Annotated in this window: 16 protein-coding genes; 10 read left to right on the forward strand and 6 right to left on the reverse strand. The window is 73.2% G+C overall.

The features are described from left to right. The first annotated feature begins 43 nt into the window (after positions 1-43). Positions 44-1,144 (forward strand): TetR/AcrR family transcriptional regulator, encoded by a 1,101-nt coding sequence (locus AC0VYL_RS10325; protein ID WP_475462296.1) that lies wholly within the window; start codon positions 44-46, stop codon positions 1,142-1,144. Positions 1,145-1,225: 81 nt separating this feature from the next. Here AC0VYL_RS10325 and AC0VYL_RS10330 read toward each other — a convergent pair whose 3' ends face one another. Beyond that, positions 1,226-1,972 carry a hypothetical protein gene (locus tag AC0VYL_RS10330; protein ID WP_475482979.1) on the reverse strand — a complete coding sequence of 249 codons (747 nt, stop codon included), beginning with the start codon at positions 1,970-1,972 and terminating at the stop codon, positions 1,226-1,228. Positions 1,973-2,206: 234 nt separating this feature from the next. Here AC0VYL_RS10330 and AC0VYL_RS10335 point away from each other — a divergent pair, with 234 nt between their 5' ends. Continuing rightward, a complete protein-coding gene (locus AC0VYL_RS10335; RefSeq protein ID WP_475462300.1) occupies positions 2,207-3,427 on the forward strand; it encodes a PP2C family protein-serine/threonine phosphatase in 1,221 nt (406 codons plus the stop codon). A gap of 12 nt (positions 3,428-3,439) precedes the next feature. Here AC0VYL_RS10335 and AC0VYL_RS10340 read toward each other — a convergent pair whose 3' ends face one another. Continuing rightward, complete coding sequence (locus tag AC0VYL_RS10340) at positions 3,440-4,240, reverse strand: cyclase family protein (protein WP_475462302.1); 801 nt, start codon at positions 4,238-4,240, stop codon at positions 3,440-3,442. Between the two features lie 177 nt (positions 4,241-4,417). Then, entirely contained in the window at positions 4,418-5,692 is a 1,275-nt protein-coding gene (locus tag AC0VYL_RS10345) for an MFS transporter (protein ID WP_475482980.1), read from the reverse strand. A gap of 183 nt (positions 5,693-5,875) precedes the next feature. Between AC0VYL_RS10345 and AC0VYL_RS10350 the strand changes: the two genes are divergently transcribed. The 6 genes from AC0VYL_RS10350 (at position 5,876) to AC0VYL_RS10375 (ending at position 12,985) form a co-directional block, all read left to right on the forward strand. Beyond that, entirely contained in the window at positions 5,876-7,549 is a 1,674-nt protein-coding gene (locus AC0VYL_RS10350; protein ID WP_475482981.1) for a glycoside hydrolase family 13 protein, read from the forward strand. Between the two features lie 81 nt (positions 7,550-7,630). Further along, a complete protein-coding gene (locus AC0VYL_RS10355) occupies positions 7,631-8,782 on the forward strand; it encodes an FAD-dependent oxidoreductase (RefSeq protein ID WP_475482982.1) in 1,152 nt (383 codons plus the stop codon). A gap of 228 nt (positions 8,783-9,010) precedes the next feature. Next, a complete protein-coding gene (locus AC0VYL_RS10360; RefSeq protein WP_475462310.1) occupies positions 9,011-10,036 on the forward strand; it encodes an iron-siderophore ABC transporter substrate-binding protein in 1,026 nt (341 codons plus the stop codon). A 14-nt stretch (positions 10,037-10,050) separates the two neighbouring features. Further along, positions 10,051-11,073 carry a FecCD family ABC transporter permease gene (locus AC0VYL_RS10365; RefSeq protein ID WP_475462312.1) on the forward strand — a complete coding sequence of 341 codons (1,023 nt, stop codon included), beginning with the start codon at positions 10,051-10,053 and terminating at the stop codon, positions 11,071-11,073. Further along, entirely contained in the window at positions 11,070-12,182 is a 1,113-nt protein-coding gene (locus AC0VYL_RS10370; protein ID WP_475482983.1) for a FecCD family ABC transporter permease, read from the forward strand. The genes AC0VYL_RS10365 and AC0VYL_RS10370 overlap by 4 nt, the downstream gene beginning before the upstream one ends. Continuing rightward, the gene (locus tag AC0VYL_RS10375) at positions 12,179-12,985 is read left to right on the forward strand and encodes an ABC transporter ATP-binding protein (protein WP_475482984.1); all 807 of its coding nucleotides are present in this window, start codon (positions 12,179-12,181) and stop codon (positions 12,983-12,985) included. Before AC0VYL_RS10370 ends, AC0VYL_RS10375 begins: the two co-directional genes overlap by 4 nt. A 2-nt stretch (positions 12,986-12,987) precedes the next feature. On the opposite strand, the gene AC0VYL_RS10380 is transcribed toward AC0VYL_RS10375, so the two are convergent. Beyond that, the gene (locus AC0VYL_RS10380; protein ID WP_475482985.1) at positions 12,988-13,572 is read right to left on the reverse strand and encodes a GbsR/MarR family transcriptional regulator; all 585 of its coding nucleotides are present in this window, start codon (positions 13,570-13,572) and stop codon (positions 12,988-12,990) included. Positions 13,573-13,627: 55 nt separating this feature from the next. Further along, complete coding sequence (locus tag AC0VYL_RS10385) at positions 13,628-14,227, reverse strand: TetR/AcrR family transcriptional regulator (protein ID WP_475482986.1); 600 nt, start codon at positions 14,225-14,227, stop codon at positions 13,628-13,630. A 75-nt stretch (positions 14,228-14,302) separates the two neighbouring features. Here AC0VYL_RS10385 and AC0VYL_RS10390 point away from each other — a divergent pair, with 75 nt between their 5' ends. Continuing rightward, a complete protein-coding gene (locus AC0VYL_RS10390; RefSeq protein WP_475482987.1) occupies positions 14,303-14,719 on the forward strand; it encodes a VOC family protein in 417 nt (138 codons plus the stop codon). A 148-nt stretch (positions 14,720-14,867) separates the two neighbouring features. Next, positions 14,868-15,482 (forward strand): TetR/AcrR family transcriptional regulator, encoded by a 615-nt coding sequence (locus tag AC0VYL_RS10395; RefSeq protein ID WP_475462322.1) that lies wholly within the window; start codon positions 14,868-14,870, stop codon positions 15,480-15,482. 106 nt (positions 15,483-15,588) lie between these two features. Here the strand turns inward: AC0VYL_RS10395 and AC0VYL_RS10400 are convergent, their stop codons facing one another. Further along, entirely contained in the window at positions 15,589-16,800 is a 1,212-nt protein-coding gene (locus tag AC0VYL_RS10400) for an acyl-CoA dehydrogenase family protein (RefSeq protein ID WP_475462323.1), read from the reverse strand.

Here is a 16,800-nt window from a genome sequence, read left to right on the forward strand (position 1 = left end):
TGGTATCTCAACGTAGGATGGGGGGACCGAGACGAGGAGGAAGATGGTCCGGCTCAGCAGGGCACAGCAGCAGGAACGCAACCGGGCGCGGGTGCTCACCGCGGCACGCGAGGAGTTCGCCGAACGCGGCTTCCGCGACGCCAAGATCGACCGCATCGCGGACCGCGCCGACCTCACCCGGGGCGCCGTCTACTCCAACTTCCCGGGCAAACGCGCCCTGTACTTCGCGGTGCTGGCCGAGGCGGCCGAGCGCGAACCCCCGGCGGGGGCGGCCAGCCCCGCAGACGACGCCGCCCGGGCCCTGGGCGCCTTCGCCCGCGCGTGGGTGGCCCGCCTGCCCCTCACCGGCGCCGACGAGCGGGTCGGGGCCGAACTCATGGCCGAGGTGGCCGCCGACCCACGGGTGGGTCGGGTGTTCGCCCAGCTCACGGCGGTCCAGGCGATCCTGCTCGGGTGCGCCCTGGAGAGCCTCGACACCGAACCCGACCCCGGTCGGCGTCGGGTCAGGGTCGCGGAGAGCGTCCTGACCACCCTGCACGGTGCCGGACAGCTGGCCGCCGCCGCGCCCGGCTTCGCCGACCCCTTCACGGTCATCCGCTCCTGCGAACGCCTGGCCGGAGTGGACCTGGACGACGCCTGGCCGCTCCCGCACATCGCCCACGTCCAGCACGCCCGCCCCGTGGACGAACCCTGGTCCGCGCCCACCGCCCACGACACCCTGCGCGGCGAGCCCTTCCCGGTCGGGGACGGGATCGTGGCGGTGCTCGGGCTGCACCGGCTGGAGGCGGTGGAGGAGGCCCTGCGCGCCGCTCCGGAGGGGGTGCCGGTGACGATCGTGCCCGTCACCGCCGAGCCCGCCGAACTCCTCCCGTTGGTCCGACTGGCCCTGGCCGAACTCCGCTCCTGTCTGTCCCCGTCCTTCCCCGCCGGGGCCTGGGCGCGACCGAGGATCGCGCTCGACCCGGGTCTGGCCGCGGCCGCCGGCGCCGTCGATCCGGACGACGACACCGAGACCGCGCTCCGCCTGCACGGAGGCCGGGTCGTCGCCCGCTCCGAGGAACGCGGCGCGGCCCACGCGGTGGGCGCCTTCGTGCCTCCGAGGGGTTCGAGGAACGGCGCGAACGGGGCTCGGACCGCCCGCTGAGCCGGGGCTCCGCGTGGAAACCGCGGTACGTGCCCGCGCGGGCCCCCGCCACGGAGGGACGCGCGGCGGTGTCCGTGTTCCTCAGGGGTCCGGTTCCCGGCCGTCTCCGGGCCGCGTCGCCCGTGCGGCGGTGCGGCCCTTCGCGACGGCGCGGGCGGCCTCCTCGGGGCCGAACCCGGCGGCCGTCCAGGCGGCCACGTCCGTGCGGGGAATCCCCGCGTCCCACCAGTCCCGGAGCATGTCCTCGGCGTTCCGACCGGCCTCGGCGGCCCGCGCGGCCCGCTCGGGCGTCCATCCCAGTGACCGGTACAGGACCGCCTGGGTGGCGTTGACCCCGGCCCGCGCCCAGGGGACCGGCTCGCGGCGCCGCCAGCCCGCGTCCAGGTAGGCGCGGGCGAGTCCCGGGGTGACACCGGCACGTAGGAGGGCGCGCATCGTCTCCGCCTGGGCGCCGTCCAGGGCCGGGTCGCGGTCGCGGCGGCGCCGGAACAGCCGGGCGAGCGGGCGTCGACGGTGGGGGCGCTCCCCGGCCAGGTGCCGTTCGGCCGCCTCGGCGGGGGAGTAACCCAGCTCGTGCCAGCGCACGGCCTCGGCCGGGCCCATCCCGGCGCGCAGGACCGGCTCCACCGTGTGCGGGGTCAGCCCGGCGGCCCGCCAGGTGCGGGCCGGGGCGGGGCGGTACACCCCGCGCGCCCGCCAGCGCTCGGCGGTCTCCGGCGGGAAGCCCGCGTCGATCCATCCGCGCGCCTCGTTCACGGTGAAGCCGCGTGCCGTCCAGGCGCGCGGGTCCTCGGGGTCGGGCGCGGGGTCGTCGAAGGTGAGGGTCATGGTTCCTCCCCGGATGGTGGACGGGGCCGTGGATGTCGTCCCCTGAAAGTCAATCTAGGTTGACCGCCCGGAAAAGTCAATCAAAGTTGACTTCGGTGGGGTCGTGCGACCGAATCCACCGATTTGACCTGCTACGGGACACGCCAGCCGAAGACTGGGTGAGCGGCGACGCCGGTGCGACACTGGTGACCGACGCCGGGGACCCCCGACCGGCCGCGAACGGTGGGGGTGGGAATGGAAGAGGAACGCGACGAGGCGGGAGCGCTCGGCCAGAGCGAACTCCTGTTCCAGAACCTCGTCAGATCCGTGCACAACAGCGGCCCCATCGAGGTCCTGGAGGCCGCCGACCGCTACGGCGCGGCGATCGGCCTCGGCGAGATCACCGTCCACCTCGTGGACCTGCAACAACGCCTGCTGGTCCCGCTCACCGGCGGGGCCATCCTCGACGTCGAGTCCACCATCGCCGGAGAGGCCTACCGCTCGGACACCCTGCGGCTGGTCGAGGGTGGCGCCGACGCGCTCAGCCTGTGGCTCCCGCTCAAGGACGGCGCCGACCGCATCGGGGTCGTGCACATCCGCACCCCCGCCATCGACGAACCCACACTCCGCCGCTGCCAGACCCTCGCCGCGCTGCTGGCCCTGGTGATCACGTCCAAACGCGCCTACAGCGACACCTACGTCCGCCGCACCCGTGCCCGCGACGTGCAGCTACGCACCGAGATGCTGCGCGCCTTCCTCCCTCCCCGCACTCTCGGAACCCGGCGCGGGGTCTCCACCGCGGTCCTCGAACCCGCCTACGAGCTCGGCGGCGACGCCTTCGACCACTCCCTCACCCGCGACACCCTGCACGCCGTCATCCTGGACGCCATGGGCCACGACCTCGCCTCCGGGCTGACGGCGTCGGTCGCCATGGCCGGGGCGCGGAGCGCCCGCCGCAACGGAGCCGACCTCGCGGAACTCACCGAGAACGTGGAACGCGCCCTGGTCACCTGGCTCCCCGAACGCTTCTGCACCGCCATCTTCGCCACCCTGGACCTGTCCAGCGGCCTGTTCTCCTGGGCCAACTGCGCCCACCCCGCACCCCTGCTCATCCGCCGCCAGAGCCTGGTGGAGGGGGCCCTGGAACGCACCCCCGAACTCCCGCTCGGCCTCGACGGGGTGGTCTCCGAGACCACCCCGCGCACCGTCCACCGGGTCGCCCTGGAACCCGGCGACCAGGTGCTCCTCTACACGGACGGTGTCACGGAGGCCCACGACAGCGAAGGGAGGATGTTCGGGCTGGAACGCTTCGCCGACTTCGTCATCCGGGCCGCCTCCGCCGACGAGCCCGCCCCCGAGACACTGCGGCGCCTGATCCACGACATCCTCGACCACCAGCGCGGCGGCTTCACCGACGACGCCACCATCATGCTGCTGGAGTGGACCCCCGGAGGAGCGGTCCGGGGCCACCTCTGACCCCGGACCGGATCACCAGAGGGCGAGGACCCGGCTGGGGCCGCCGGAGGCGTCCAGACCGGGCAGCACGCCCACCGTGATCATCGCCCCGCTCGGCGGCAGCTGCTCCAGACCGGTCAGGGACTCCAGCCCCCAGCGGTCGGCGCGCCCCACCACCTCGTGTGCCGCGAAGTCCGTGGAGCAACCGGGGTCCGTGCTGAGCGTGTCCACCCCGGTTCCGGCGACGGCCCGCTGGGAGAACAGGAAGTCGCAGGCCTCGGGGGAGAAGCCGGGAAAGTGCCAGGAACCGTCCTCCGCGACGCCGCGGACCCGGTCGTCCCCCTCGGCCCAGCGCGAGCTCCACCCCGAGCACATCAGGACCGCCGCCCCTGCGGGGATGCGCCCGTACACGCGCTCGAAGGCGTGGACGTCGTCCACCGTCACGGTCGTGTCGGGGTCCTCGGCGGCCCGGGCGCGGATGTCGATCACGGCCGCCGGGGCGACCAGCTCGGACGGGTCGATGTCGGGCACGAGGCGGCCCCCGCCGATCACGTGGCCCGGAGCGTCCAGGTGCGTGCCGGTGTGCTCGGTCATGCTCCACCGTTGCAGGTAGAGCCCGAACTCCCCCGGTGCGGCGGACGGGACGACCGTCTCCCGGACCGGCTTCTCCTCGTCCCAGGACGGCATGGTGGGGGAGATGGTGTGGCTGAGGTCGACCACCCGTCGGAAGCCCTTCGGCCAGGGGCGTGGGGTGAGCGGAGGGGTCGGCGGCCCGGCGGGCGCGGCGTGCTCCGTCCGGGCCCTCACGGTCTCACCGGTTCCGTGCAAGCACATGGCGTCCCCTTCGTCGTGCGAACCCCCGGGGACGTACCCCGGGGGTGTGTCGGGTCAACCCTCCCAGGACCGGGGCGGCGAGGCCAGCGCGCGGCCGCTCCGATCAGGGACGCGGGCGGCCACGGGTCGGGACGAAGGGCGCGCCCGCCTCGGAGCCCGCACGGGGCCGCGTTCCGTTCAGTGGTGTGACGGGGGGACCGCGGTGAGGTTCCGGACCGGCCGCAGGAACAGCAGGACCACTCCCACGGCGAGCGTCGCCACTCCGCCGACCAGCAACACGGTCCGCGCTCCGAGAAGACCGGCGACCGGACCGGCCAGGGCCTGCCCCACCGGCAGCATGGCCAACGACCCGGCCACCTCGTAGGCGTGGATGCGACCCAGCACGGGCCCCGGCACCTGGGTCTGCACACTGGTCATCCACATCACGCCCCAGAACCCCACGGCGGCGCCGCTCACCGCCGCGCCCAGCGCCAGCGCCGGAACCCCCAGCCCCAGACCGACGGCCATCGAGTACGCGCCCGCCCCGAACAGCGCGACCGCCCCCGCTCGGAGGGGGAAGCGCGGACGTACCCGCATGGCGAGCACCCCGCCCAGAGCGGTCCCCCCACCCAGCGCGGAACTCACCAGTCCGAACGCCTTGGCGCCGTGTCCGAGGATGATCTCCGTCGAGGTCAGGGGAATCTTCGGGCCCCACATGGTCACCATCAGCACCATCCACAGCAGGATCACCGACCACATCCAGGTCCGCGAGCGGAACTCGCGCCACCCCTCGACGAGGTCCGCGACGTACCCCGGCCCCTCGCCCCGTCCACGGGTCGACTCGGGGAGCCGGATCATCGCGAGCAGCAGCGCTGCCACCGCGTAGGTTCCGGCGTGCACGGCGAAGACACCGGCCGCGGAGACCGCCGCGACCAGCAGTCCCGCCACCGCCGGACCGATCAGCATCGCGAGTGCCTCCGCCGTGCGGACGACCCCGTTGGCACCCTGCACGTCCCGGGCCACCCTCGGCACCACCGAGGCCACCCCCGGCTGGAACGCCCCGGCCGCGATCCCGTTGACGGCGCCGATCACACAGATCTGCCACAGCACCACGTGCCCCGTCAGGAACAGCAGGGCCGCCGTGCTCTGGGTGACCACGCGCACCAGGTCGGCGGCGACCATCATGCGCCGGGCACCCCAGCGGTCGGACAACACCCCGCCGAAGATCACGAACCCCACGAAGAACGCGGAGAACGCGGCCATCGCCAGTCCGACACCGCCCGCGCCCAGCCCATGGGCGAGCAGCCCGGCCGCCAGGGCGACCGGGAGCATCCCGTCACCGGTCTTCGCCACCGCCCGCGCGGCGAAGAAGAGGGCGAAGTCCCGTGACCACAGCCGGGGCCCGGACGCCCCACGCGGCACCGGCCTCCGCGGCGTCCGGTCGAGCTCGTCCGTCGGTCCACCGCGCTCCATGGGGCACCCCTCCGTCACCCCCGCGCCGGTCGTGAGGGCGTGTGCACACTACCGGTCCAGACCAGTTACCTCCAGAGGCTTCCCGCCTTGGGATCGGCTGCGCGAAGGCGCCGCGATTCCCCTCCACAACGGGGGCCCGGAACGATTGAATGGTGGGCCGGACCACGAGCGGAGAAGGAACACATGCCCGAATCCAGCGCCGACTGGTGGAAGTCCAGCGTCGTCTACCAGATCTATCCGAGCAGCTTCAAGGACAGCGACGGCGACGGCGTCGGAGACCTGCCGGGGATCATCGAGAAACTCGACTACCTGAAGCTGCTCGGCGTGGACGTGGTGTGGCTGTCACCCGTCTACCCCTCGCCGTGGGACGACAACGGCTACGACATCAGCGACTACACCGGCATCGACCCCCGGTTCGGCACCCTGGACGACTGGGACCGCCTCCGGGACGGGCTGCACGAGCGCGGCATGCGCCTGGTGATGGACCTGGTCGTCAACCACACCAGCGACCGCCACCCCTGGTTCACCGCCTCCCGCGAGGGCGACCCGGACCGGCGCGACTTCTACGTCTGGCGGCCCGGACGCGACGGCGGACCCCCCAACAACTGGGGATCGGTCTTCTCCGGCCCCGCCTGGACCTACGACGAGGGGCGCGGCGAGTACTACCTCCACCTGTTCAGCCCGTCGCAACCCGACCTGGACTGGGAGAACCCGAAGGTGCGCGCGGCCGTGCACGAGGTCGCCCTGTGGTGGCTGGCCCGGGGCGCGGACGGGTTCCGGATGGACGTCATCAACTTCGTGTCCAAGAACCCCAAACTCCCCGACGGGCCGCTGACCGGCGACTACGGTGACTTCGCCGAGCACGCGATCAACGGGCCGCGTATGCACGAGTTCCTGCACGAGATGCACGAGACCGTGTTCGCCGGGCGCGACGTGCTCACCGTGGGGGAGATGCCCGGGGTGAGCGTGGAGCAGGCGCGCATCCACACCAACCCGGTCAACCGCGAGCTGGACATGGTGTTCCAGTTCGAGCACGTGGACCTGGACCACGGTCCCGGCGGCAAGTTCGACCCCCGCCCGCTGGACCTGGTCCGGCTCAAGGCCTCGCTCAACCGCTGGCAGACGGGGCTCAACGACCGGGGCTGGAACAGCCTGTACTGGAACAACCACGACCAGCCGCGCGTGGTCTCGCGGTTCGGTGACGACGGCCGGTACCGGGTCGAGTCCGCGACGGCGATCGCCACCACGCTGCACATGATGCAGGGCACGCCGTACGTCTACCAGGGCGAGGAACTGGGCATGACCAACGCCCACCTGGACGACATCGCGGACTACCGCGACCTGGAGACCCTCAACTACCACCGGACCATGGTGGAGACCGGCCGGGTGGACGCCGCGACCGCCATGGCCGGGATCGCCGGGATGAGCCGGGACAACGCGCGTACCCCCATGCAGTGGACCGCCGGGGAGAACGCCGGGTTCACCACCGGGACACCGTGGATCGGGGTCAACCCGAACCACGTGGGGATCAACGCCGAGGCCGCCGTCGCGGACCAGGGGTCGGTCTTCCACCACTACCGGCGTCTGATCGCGCTCCGCAAGAAGCACCCGGTCATCGCGCACGGGCGCTTCGCGCCGCTGCTGGAGGAGGACCCCCGGGTCTACGCCTACACCCGCGCGCACAACGGCCAGGTGCTGCTCGTGCTGGCCAACTGGAGCGACCGGACGGTGGAGGTGGACCTGCCCGAGGACGTGGCGGGCCCCGACGCCGCGACGCTGATCGGCAACCTCCCCGACCCCGGACCGGCCCGGGCCCCGCTGCGCCCCTGGGAGGCCCGCGTCCACCTGACCGCCTGATCCACCGGACAGGGGCCCTGCTCCCGCGCCCGATCCGTGAGTACTGTGTGGGTCAGCCGATCGAGCGGGAGTGGGGCCTTCATGAGAGTGGTCATCGTCGGAGCCGGTGTGGGAGGGCTCGCCCTGGCCCGGGGGCTCGTCGGGAGCGGACACGCGGTCGAGGTCCACGAGCGCGCGCCCGAACCGCGCTCCGGTGGCGCCGGGCTCGCCCTCTACCCCAACGGGACCGCGGCCCTGCGGGCCCTGGGAGTGGAGGCCGGGGGCATCGGCCGTCGCCTCGACGGCCTGGAGAACCGTGACCCGTCCGGGCGCCCGCGCTACACGCTCGACGTGGACGCGGTGGGCGAGCACTACGGGTTCGGGTCCCGCACCGTGCCCCGGCGCGCGCTCCTCGCCCTCCTCGCGGACGGACTGCCCGAGGGCACCGTGCGGTACGGGCGCGTGTGCACCCGGGTGCGGGTCAACACCGACGGCACAGTCAGCGCGCTCTTCGGGGACGGTTCCAGCGCCACCGGCGACGTGGTCGTCGGCGCGGACGGTGTGCGCTCCGCCGCCCGTCGTGAGCTGTGGGAGGGCGACCCGGCCCGCCCGACCGGCTGGGCCAGCTGGCGGGGGCTCACCCGGGTGCCCACGGACCTGGCGTCGGGCACGGTCGCGGCCGTGGTCCAGGGGCGTCAGGGCGTGTGCGGCATGATGCCCGCCGGTGACGGTCTCGTGCAGTGGTGGTTCGACGTGCGCTGGCGGCCGGACATCTCCGCGCCCGCGTCCCCGGTGGGCGTGCTGCGCCGCCTGTTCGAGGGCTGGACCGACCCCGACGTGCGCGCGGTCCTGGAGCACGCGGAGGACGACGACCTCGGGCTGGTCGAGCACGTGCGCCACCGGGTGCGCCGGGTCTGGGGCGAGGGCGGGGCGACGCTGCTGGGCGACGCCGCCCACGCCTTCGCGTCCTCCACCGCGCAGGGGGCCAACCAGGCCCTGGAGGACGCGTGGGCGCTGACCCTGGCCCTGTCCGACGAGGCCGCCGAGGCCGATCCCGCCGCCGCGCTGCGCCGGTACGAGTCGGTGCGGCGGGGGCCGGTGCACGTTGCGTCGCTGGCCTCGGGCGCGGAGGCGATCACGCGGTTCTCCCCGCCCCGGTTCCTGGGTCGCGAACGGCTCGGCTCCCTGGCCACCCGTCAGTTCATCGGATACCTGGGCGGGGTGAGCAACGTCCTCACCGACCGCCGCCCCTGAGTCCGTCCCCGGGGTGACCGGCCGCATCCGAACCGGGAGGGGAGACCCCTCCCGGTTCAGATTTTTTGAATTGGCATCAAGTGAGGTTAGACTAACCTTGCTTGATGTCGGGGTTCTCCCGTTTTGTTGGCTTCTTCGCGCTGCCCTCCTTCGAGGGGCTTCCCCCTGCGCGTATCCGGCCCGCCCAGAGCGACGCGGCCGCTCCCCGTGACGAAGAAAGCAGTGAGCATGAACTCCACCCTGCGCCGAGTCGGCGGTATCGCACTCACCTCGGCCCTCGCCCTCGGCCTCGCCGCCTGCGGAACCGACGGCGAGGACACCTCCTCGGGCGGCGGCGGGGACGGCACCTTCCCCGTCACCATCGAGAGCGCCCTCGGCACCGCCGAGATCCCCGAACGCCCCGAACGCGTCGTCACCCTCGGCCAGGGCTCCGCCGAGACCGCCATCGCCCTGGGCACCGTGCCGGTCGGTATCGAGAGCTACGAGTGGGGCAGCGACGACACCGGGTACCTGCCCTGGATCCACGAGGCCGTCACCGAGTCCGGCGAGGAGCTGCCCGAGCAGTTCGCCGGGGCCGACGACATCGACTTCGAGGCGATCATCGAACTCGCCCCCGACGTCATCCTCGCCCCCTGGTCCGGGGTGACCCAGGAGCAATACGACATCCTCACCGACATCGCCCCCACGGTCGCCTACCCCGACCTCGCCTGGAGCACCGACTGGGACGAGCAGATCGAGATCATCGGCCAGGCCCTCGGCCAGCCCGAGGAGGCCGGGGAACTCGTCACCGAGATCGAGGGCCGGTTCGAGGAGGCGGCCGCCGCGAACCCCGAGTTCGCCGACCTCACCTTCTCGTACGTCTACACCGACGGCCCCGGCACGCTCGGCGTCTTCCTCCCCGACGAGCAGCGCGTGGCCATGGTCCGCGGCCTGGGACTCCAGGTCGACCCGGTCGTGGAGACCTTCCCCGAGACCGAGGGCACCGACTCCGCCCTGGTCGGACTGGAGAACGCCGACCAGTTCGGTGACAGCGACCTCGTCTTCACCTTCTACACCGACGCCGAGACGCGCGCCGAGATCGAGTCCCAGGACCTGTACGGCTCCATCCCCGCCATCGAACGCGGCTCCGTGGTCACCAGCGACGACAACTCCTTCGTCACCGCCTCCTCCCTGATCAACCCGCTCACCGTGCCCTGGGTCATCGAACGGTACGTCCCCCTCATCGAAGAGGCCGCCCAGACCCTGGACGACTGAGGCGGACCGGCGACGTGATCGTGAAGACACCCGCGGCGCCGCCCCGCACCGGGCCCGCCCGCGCCGCGCTCGTCCTGGTCGCGGCCGGGGCGGTCCTGGTCGGCGCGGTCCTGCTCAGCCTGGTGGCGGGCAGCAGACCCACCTCGCCCCTGGAGGTGTGGCAGGTGCTCCTCGGAGAGGGCGACCCCCACGTCACCGTGGTGGTCGAGAGCCGCTACCCGCGCACCCTGCTCGGGATCGTGGCCGGGGCGGCGCTGGCCCTGTCCGGCACCCTCATGCAGGGGGTGACCCGTAACCCGTTGGCCGACCCCGGTCTCCTGGGAGTCAACGCGGGCGCCGCCGCCGCCGTGGTCACCGCCACGGCACTGCTCGGGCCCGCCTCCACCTCGGCCACCGTGTGGTGGGCGCTGCCCGGTGCCCTGCTGGCCGGGCTGGCCGCCCACACGGTGGGCACCCGTGGCGGAGACGGCGGCATGGTGCGCCTCGTCCTGGCTGGGGCGGTGGTCTCCGCGGTGCTCATGGCCTACGTCCAGGCGATCTCCCTGAACATGCCGGACGTGTTCGACAGCTACCGCTACTGGGTCGTCGGCTCCCTGGCGGGGCGCGGCTACGACGTGGTCCTCGCCGTGCTGCCGGTGGTCGGCGCGGGAATGCTGCTCGCGCTGCTGGTCATGGGCTCGCTCAACGCCCTGGCCCTGGGGGAGGAGGCGGCCGTGGCCACCGGCGCCAACGTGTTCCTGGCGCGCTCGGGAGGGCTGCTCGCGGGCACCGTGCTCGCGGCGGGTGCCACCGCCGCGGCCGGGCCCATCGCCTTCGTCGGCCTGGCCGTCCCGCACGTGGTGCGCGGCCTGGTCGGGGTGGACTTCCGCCTCCAGGTGCCCTTCGCCCTGTTGGTCGGCCCCTCCCTGCTGTTGGTGGCCGACGTCGTGGGCCGCACCCTGGTGCGTCCCATGGAGCTCATGGTGGGCGTGGTCACGGCCTTCGTGGGCGCGCCGGTGCTGCTGTACGTGGTCCGGAAGTCGAGGACGGGGACGTGAACCACCAGATCCGAACCACGGCGGACCGGCCGCTCCCCGGAACGGCGCGCGGACCCGCCCCCGCCCCCGCCCCGCGACCGCCGTTCCCGGTCCTGAGCCTGGGCCGCCATGTCGCGTTGCCTCTGCACCGGCGCTCCCTGGTGATGGGACTCCTGCTGTCGGCGCTCCTCCTCGCGGCGGCCGCCGCCACCCTGAGCCTGGGCCGACTGGGCGTGCCCCTCACACAGCTGCCCGCCGTCCTGTCCGGCCAGGGAGAGGCCACCCACCTCTTCGCCCTCGAACGGCTGCGCGGCCCCCGGCTGTCCGTGGCCGTGGGCACGGGCGTCGCCCTGGGCCTGGCCGGCGCGCTCTTCCAGTCCGTGACCCGCAACCCGCTGGGCAGCCCCGACGTGATCGGGCTGGGTGCGGGGGCCGGGGCGGGCGCGGCCTTCGCCGCGCTCATGCTGCCGGGGATCGTGCCCGTCCCCCTGGGAGCGCTGGCCGGAGCGGCCCTGGCGGTGGCGGTCGTGGCCGCCGTGACCGGAACGGGGCTGCGCGACCCCGGGCGGCTGATCGTCGCGGGCATCGGCGTGGCCGCGATGGCCCAGGCCTTCACCCACTTCGTGGTCTCGGTGATGGCCCGCGACAAGGCCAGCGTCCTGGCCGCCTACGTCAACGGCAGCCTCGGAGCCCGCTCCTGGGAGCACTCCACCACCATCTGGCTGACCCTGGCGCTCGCGGTCCCGGTGGTCGTGGCCCTGGCCGGACCCATCACCGTCAACGAGATGGGCGACGAACTCGCGGACTCCCTGGGGGCCCGGGCCGCCAGCAGCCGCACCGCCGCGGTCGTCCTCTCCGTGGTGCTGTCGGCGGCGGCCGTGAGCGTGGCCGGGCCGATCGCTTTCGTGTCCCTCACCGCGCCGCAGATCGCGCGCAGGCTCAGCGGCGCGCCCGGCCCCAACCTGGCGCTCTCCGGCCTGGTGGGGGCGTTCCTCCTGGTCACGGCCGATCTGGCCGTCCAGCACGCGCCGATCGCCGAGGGCCTGCCGGTCGGCGTCCTCACCCTGGCGTTCGGCGGCGTGTACCTGGGCTACCTGCTCATCCGTGAATGGCGAAAGGGAAGACTGTGAGCCGAGAGACCGTCCCGGTCCTGGCCGCCGAGGGCCTCACCCTGGGCTACGGCGCGGACCCGGTCGTGCGCGACCTGGACCTGACCATCGCCCAGGGTGAGTTCACCGTGATCGTCGGCCCCAACGGCTGTGGCAAGTCCACCCTGCTCAAGGCGTTGGGGCGGGTCAACAAGCCGGGCTCCGGACGGGTGCTGCTGCACGGTCGCGACGTGCGTTCGCAGCGCCCCAAGGCGGTCGCCCGCCAGCTGGCGCTGCTGCCGCAGAGCCCTCTGGCGCCCGAGGGCATCACCGTCCGCGCGCTGGCGGCGCGCGGACGGTTCCCCCACCACACCCTGTTGCGGCAGTGGAGCCCCGAGGACGAGACCGCCGTGTCGCGCGCCCTGGAACTGGCCGGGCTCACCGACCTCGCGCACGTCCAGGTGGGGTCGCTCTCGGGCGGCCAGCGCCAGCGCGCCTGGGTGGCGATGGTCCTGGCCCAGGACAGCGGCACGCTGCTGCTGGACGAGCCCACCACCTACCTGGACATCGCGCACCAGTACGACCTGCTGGAGCTCTTCGCCGATCTGCACCGTGGCGGCCGCACGGTGGTCGCCGTCCTGCACGACCTGGCCCAGGCGGCCCGGTTCGCCACGCGCGTGGTGATGATGGACGGGGGAGCGGTGGTCGCGGACGGCACCCCGGAGGAGGTCGTCACGGCCGAACGCGTGGCGTCGGTATTCGGGTTGGCCTGCGACGTGGTGCCGGACCCCCGGACCGGGACGCCGCTGGTCATCCCGCACGAGCGGGTGCCCGCGGCCCCCTGACCTCAGGGGTGCGGCCGTGGCGCCGGGGCCGTGGTCCCCGGACCCGGCGGGGTCCGCCGACCGCGGGCGGCCTTGTACTCCTCCCAGCGTTCCAGCAGCACGTCGTGGTAGCCGTCCAGCCAGGTCATGTAGTCGTACATGTTGTGCAGCCGGGTGCGGGAGGACTCGCCCAGATCGGGGAGCCGCTCCAGCGCCGAGGCGGCGAGGTCGCGCTGCTGGCGCAGGTAGGAGCGCTCGTTGCGCAGGAACCCGCCCCAGACGTCCTCGTCCATGCTGATCAGCCGTGAGCGGCTGTCGGGGGCGTCCACGAGGGTCACGAACCCCAGCTCGCGCAGGCGGCGCACCGACTGGGAGACCGAGCCCCGGCTCACCCCCGCGCCCTCGGCGACGGCCTCGGCGCTGACCGCGTCCCGGTCGGCCACCAGCAGGTAGCCCACGATGCGGCCCTCGGCCTTGGGGCGCCCCTGGGACTGCCAGTAGGCGGCGAAGCGCCCGACGAAGTCGTCGCGGAACTCCTCCGCGCCGTCCCCGTCCTCCTCCACCGCACCCGCGTCCAACGCCCGTTCCTCCTGTGCCCCCTGCGTCATGGGGGCCACGATATCGCCCATGCGGTCGGCTCTCCGCCGGTTGCGGGAGGGCCGTTCAGGGGGTGGCGCGCAACGACTCCAACAGGTGCGCGAGGGCCGACCACACGTCCTCCAGGTCGCGTTCGGTGCCCGTGTCGGCCAGCCACAGCGCGGCCTCGTTCATGGCCCCGGACAGCAGGTGGGAGAGCGGGGCGACCGGTCGCGGCGCGATGACGCCCGCCTCGGCCAGTGAGGTGAGCGCCTCGGCCAGGTGGCGCGCGGAGGTGGCCTCGTCGAGGGCGCGCCACTCGCTCCACCCCAGGACGGCGGGGCCGTCCACCAGCATCACGCGGCGGACGTCGGGGGCGGTGCTGGCGGTGAGGAAGGCGCGGCACCCGGCGGTCAGCCGCTCCCATGGGTCCTCGTGGGCGTCGGCGGCCTCGGCCACGGCGGCCCCCACCTCCGCCTGGGTCTGTTCCAGGACCGCGCGGAACAGGGCGGTCTTGCCCGAGAAGTGGTGGTAGAGCGCGCCCTTGGTGACCTGGGCGGCCGCCACGATCTCGGCCAGCCCCACGCCGCCGTACCCGTGCTCGGTGAACAGGCGGCGTCCCTCGCGGACCAGGGCCCGCCTGGTCCGCTCCCGCTGTTCGGCCCTGGCCCCGGTGTCCCTGGTCACTGGTCCTCCTGTTGACATACCGACGGTACGTGAATAGCGTACTCGACATACCGTTGGTATGTGAAAGGAGCGCCCATGCGCCTCAGCGGCTTCTATCCCGTGCTGTGCACACCCCGCCTCCAGGAGAGCCACGCCTTCTACACGCGCTGGTTCGGCTTCGAGGACACCTTCGTGGCGGACTGGTACGTGAGCCTGCGCCGCCCCGGCCCGCCCGACCACGAACTCGCACTGCTCGCGGCCGGCCACCCGACCCTGCCCGAGGGCCACCGGGCGCCCGCCGCCCAGGGCGTGCTGCTCAACCTCGAGGTGGCCGACGTGGACGCCGAGTGGCGTCGCCTGGTGGTCGAGGGCGGACTGGAGCCGGTGCTCACCCTCCGCAGCGAGGCGTTCGGTCAGCGGCACTTCATCGTGGCCGACCCCGCAGGGGTCCTGGTCGACGTCATCACCCCGATCGACCCCTCCGACGAGTACGCGGGGCGGTTCCTCAACTGAGGCGCCCGGCCGCCGCCTTGAGCCCCGTCCGCGTTCCCGGGCCCGCTCCGTGCGCGACGCACGGGGTACCATCCGGTCGGTATGCTGGCGGGGTCGGTGGTCGACACCCCCACCGGGGGAACCGCGGGGGCACGAGGTGAGGCGGGACATGGCGCGAGGACGGCGGACGGCCGAGGTCGGAGCCGGGCGCGGGACCGTGCCCGAACGCCTGCTGGAGGCGGCCACCAGGCTCTTCGCGGAGCGGGGGTTCGAGAGCACCTCCGTACAGGAGGTCGTGGCGGCGGCGGGCGTCACCAAGGGGGCCATGTACCACTACTTCGGCTCCAAGGACGACCTGCTCCACGAGGTCTACGCCCGCGTGCTGCGGATGCAGACCGAACACCTGGTGGAGATCTCCGCCCGCGAGGCACCCGTGGCCGAACGGGTCCACGCGGCCGCCGCCGACGTCATCGTCACCAGCGTCGCCAACATGGACGACACCAAGATCTTCTTCCGGTCCATGCACCAGCTCACCCCGGAGAAGCAGCGCAGCGTGCGGGCCGAACGCCGCGCCTACCACGAGATCTTCCGCGCGATGATCGAGCAGGGCCAGAGCGAGGGCGTCTTCCGCTCCGACGTCCCCGCCGACCTGGTCGTGGACTACTTCTTCGGTTCCGTACACCACCTGGGCACCTGGTACCGGCGTGACGGCGAACTCACCGGCGACGACGTCGGCCGCCACTTCGCGGACCTGCTCGTCGCGGGTCTGCGCCCGCCGACCTGAGCGTCGGCGGGCACCGCGGACGACACGGACACGACGAGGGCCGGGGCGCGCGCCGCCCCCGGCCCTCACCGGCGCCGCCCACACGGCCACCGGGAACTCCGCTCCGTCAGGCGTACTTGCGCAGCTCCGCCCGGGCCAGCGAACGCAGGTGCACCTCGTCCGGGCCGTCGGCCAGCCGCAGCGAGCGCACCCCCGCCTGCCACCCGGCCAGCGGCGTGTCCTGACTGACCCCGGCCGCGCCGTGCGCCTGCACGCACCGGTCCAGGATCCGCTCCACCGTGCGCGGGGTGGCGATCTTGATCGCCTGGATCTCGGTGTGCGCCCCCTTGTTGCCCACGGTGTCCATCAGATAGGCGGTTTTGAGCACCAGCAGGCGCAGCTGCTCGATCGCGACCCGGGCCTCCGCGATCCACTCGCGGACCACACCCTGCTCGGCCAGCGGACGACCGAACGCGACCCGCTCCACCACCCGTCTGCAGGTCAGTTCCAGGGCGCGCTCAGCGATGCCGATCGACCTCATGCAGTGGTGGATGCGCCCCGGGCCCAGCCGGGCCTGGGCGATCGCGAACCCCTCGCCCTCGCCCCCCACCAGGTTCCCGACCGGCACGCGGACGTCCTCGAAGAACACCTCCGCGTGACCGCCGTGGTCGTTGTCGTCGTAGCCGAACACACTCATGCCGCGCTCGATCCGCAGCCCCGGGGTGTCGCGAGGCACCAGCACCATGCTCTGCTGCCGGTGCCGCTCCGCGTCGGGGTCGGTCCGGCCCATCACGATGAGGACCTCGCAGGCCGGGTTGAGCGCTCCGGTGATGAACCACTTGTGGCCGTTCACCACGTACTCGTCGCCCTCGCGGACGATCCTGGTGGTGATGTTGGTGGCGTCGGAGGAGGCCACCTCCGGCTCCGTCATCGCGAAGGCGGAGCGGATCCGCCCGTCCAGCAGGGGCTCCAGCCACCGCTCCCTCTGCTCCGGGGTGCCGAACATCGTCAGCACCTCCATGTTCCCGGTGTCCGGGGCCGCGCAGTTGAGCGCCACCGGGGCCAGCTGGGGGCTGCGCCCGGTGATCTCGGCCAACGGGGCGTACTGGAGGTTGGGCAGCCCCCCGTGTTCGGGGTGCCCGGCCAGGAAGAGGTTCCACAGCCCGCGTCGGCGGGCCTCGGCCTTGAGCTCCTCGACCACGGGCGGCGCGGACCAGGGGTCCGCGCGCTCGGCCAGCTGGGCGGCGAACACGGGCTCGGCGGGGTGGACGTGTTCGTCCATGAAGGCCAGCAGCCGGGCGCGCAGCTCCTCGGTCCTGGCGTCGAAAGCGAAGTCCAT

It is taken from the genome of Nocardiopsis sp. iso_238 (assembly GCF_056173325.1).

Coding starts and splice junctions, on each gene's coding strand:
- AC0VYL_RS10325 (WP_475462296.1), top strand. CDS start 44: ATGGTCCGGCTCAGCAGGGCACAGCAGCAGGAACGCAACCGGGCGCGG.
- AC0VYL_RS10330 (WP_475482979.1), bottom strand. CDS start 1,972: ATGACCCTCACCTTCGACGACCCCGCGCCCGACCCCGAGGACCCGCGC.
- AC0VYL_RS10335 (WP_475462300.1), top strand. CDS start 2,207: ATGGAAGAGGAACGCGACGAGGCGGGAGCGCTCGGCCAGAGCGAACTC.
- AC0VYL_RS10340 (WP_475462302.1), bottom strand. CDS start 4,240: ATGTGCTTGCACGGAACCGGTGAGACCGTGAGGGCCCGGACGGAGCAC.
- AC0VYL_RS10345 (WP_475482980.1), bottom strand. CDS start 5,692: ATGGAGCGCGGTGGACCGACGGACGAGCTCGACCGGACGCCGCGGAGG.
- AC0VYL_RS10350 (WP_475482981.1), top strand. CDS start 5,876: ATGCCCGAATCCAGCGCCGACTGGTGGAAGTCCAGCGTCGTCTACCAG.
- AC0VYL_RS10355 (WP_475482982.1), top strand. CDS start 7,631: ATGAGAGTGGTCATCGTCGGAGCCGGTGTGGGAGGGCTCGCCCTGGCC.
- AC0VYL_RS10360 (WP_475462310.1), top strand. CDS start 9,011: ATGAACTCCACCCTGCGCCGAGTCGGCGGTATCGCACTCACCTCGGCC.
- AC0VYL_RS10380 (WP_475482985.1), bottom strand. CDS start 13,572: ATGACGCAGGGGGCACAGGAGGAACGGGCGTTGGACGCGGGTGCGGTG.
- AC0VYL_RS10390 (WP_475482987.1), top strand. CDS start 14,303: ATGCGCCTCAGCGGCTTCTATCCCGTGCTGTGCACACCCCGCCTCCAG.
- AC0VYL_RS10395 (WP_475462322.1), top strand. CDS start 14,868: ATGGCGCGAGGACGGCGGACGGCCGAGGTCGGAGCCGGGCGCGGGACC.
- AC0VYL_RS10400 (WP_475462323.1), bottom strand. CDS start 16,800: ATGGACTTCGCTTTCGACGCCAGGACCGAGGAGCTGCGCGCCCGGCTG.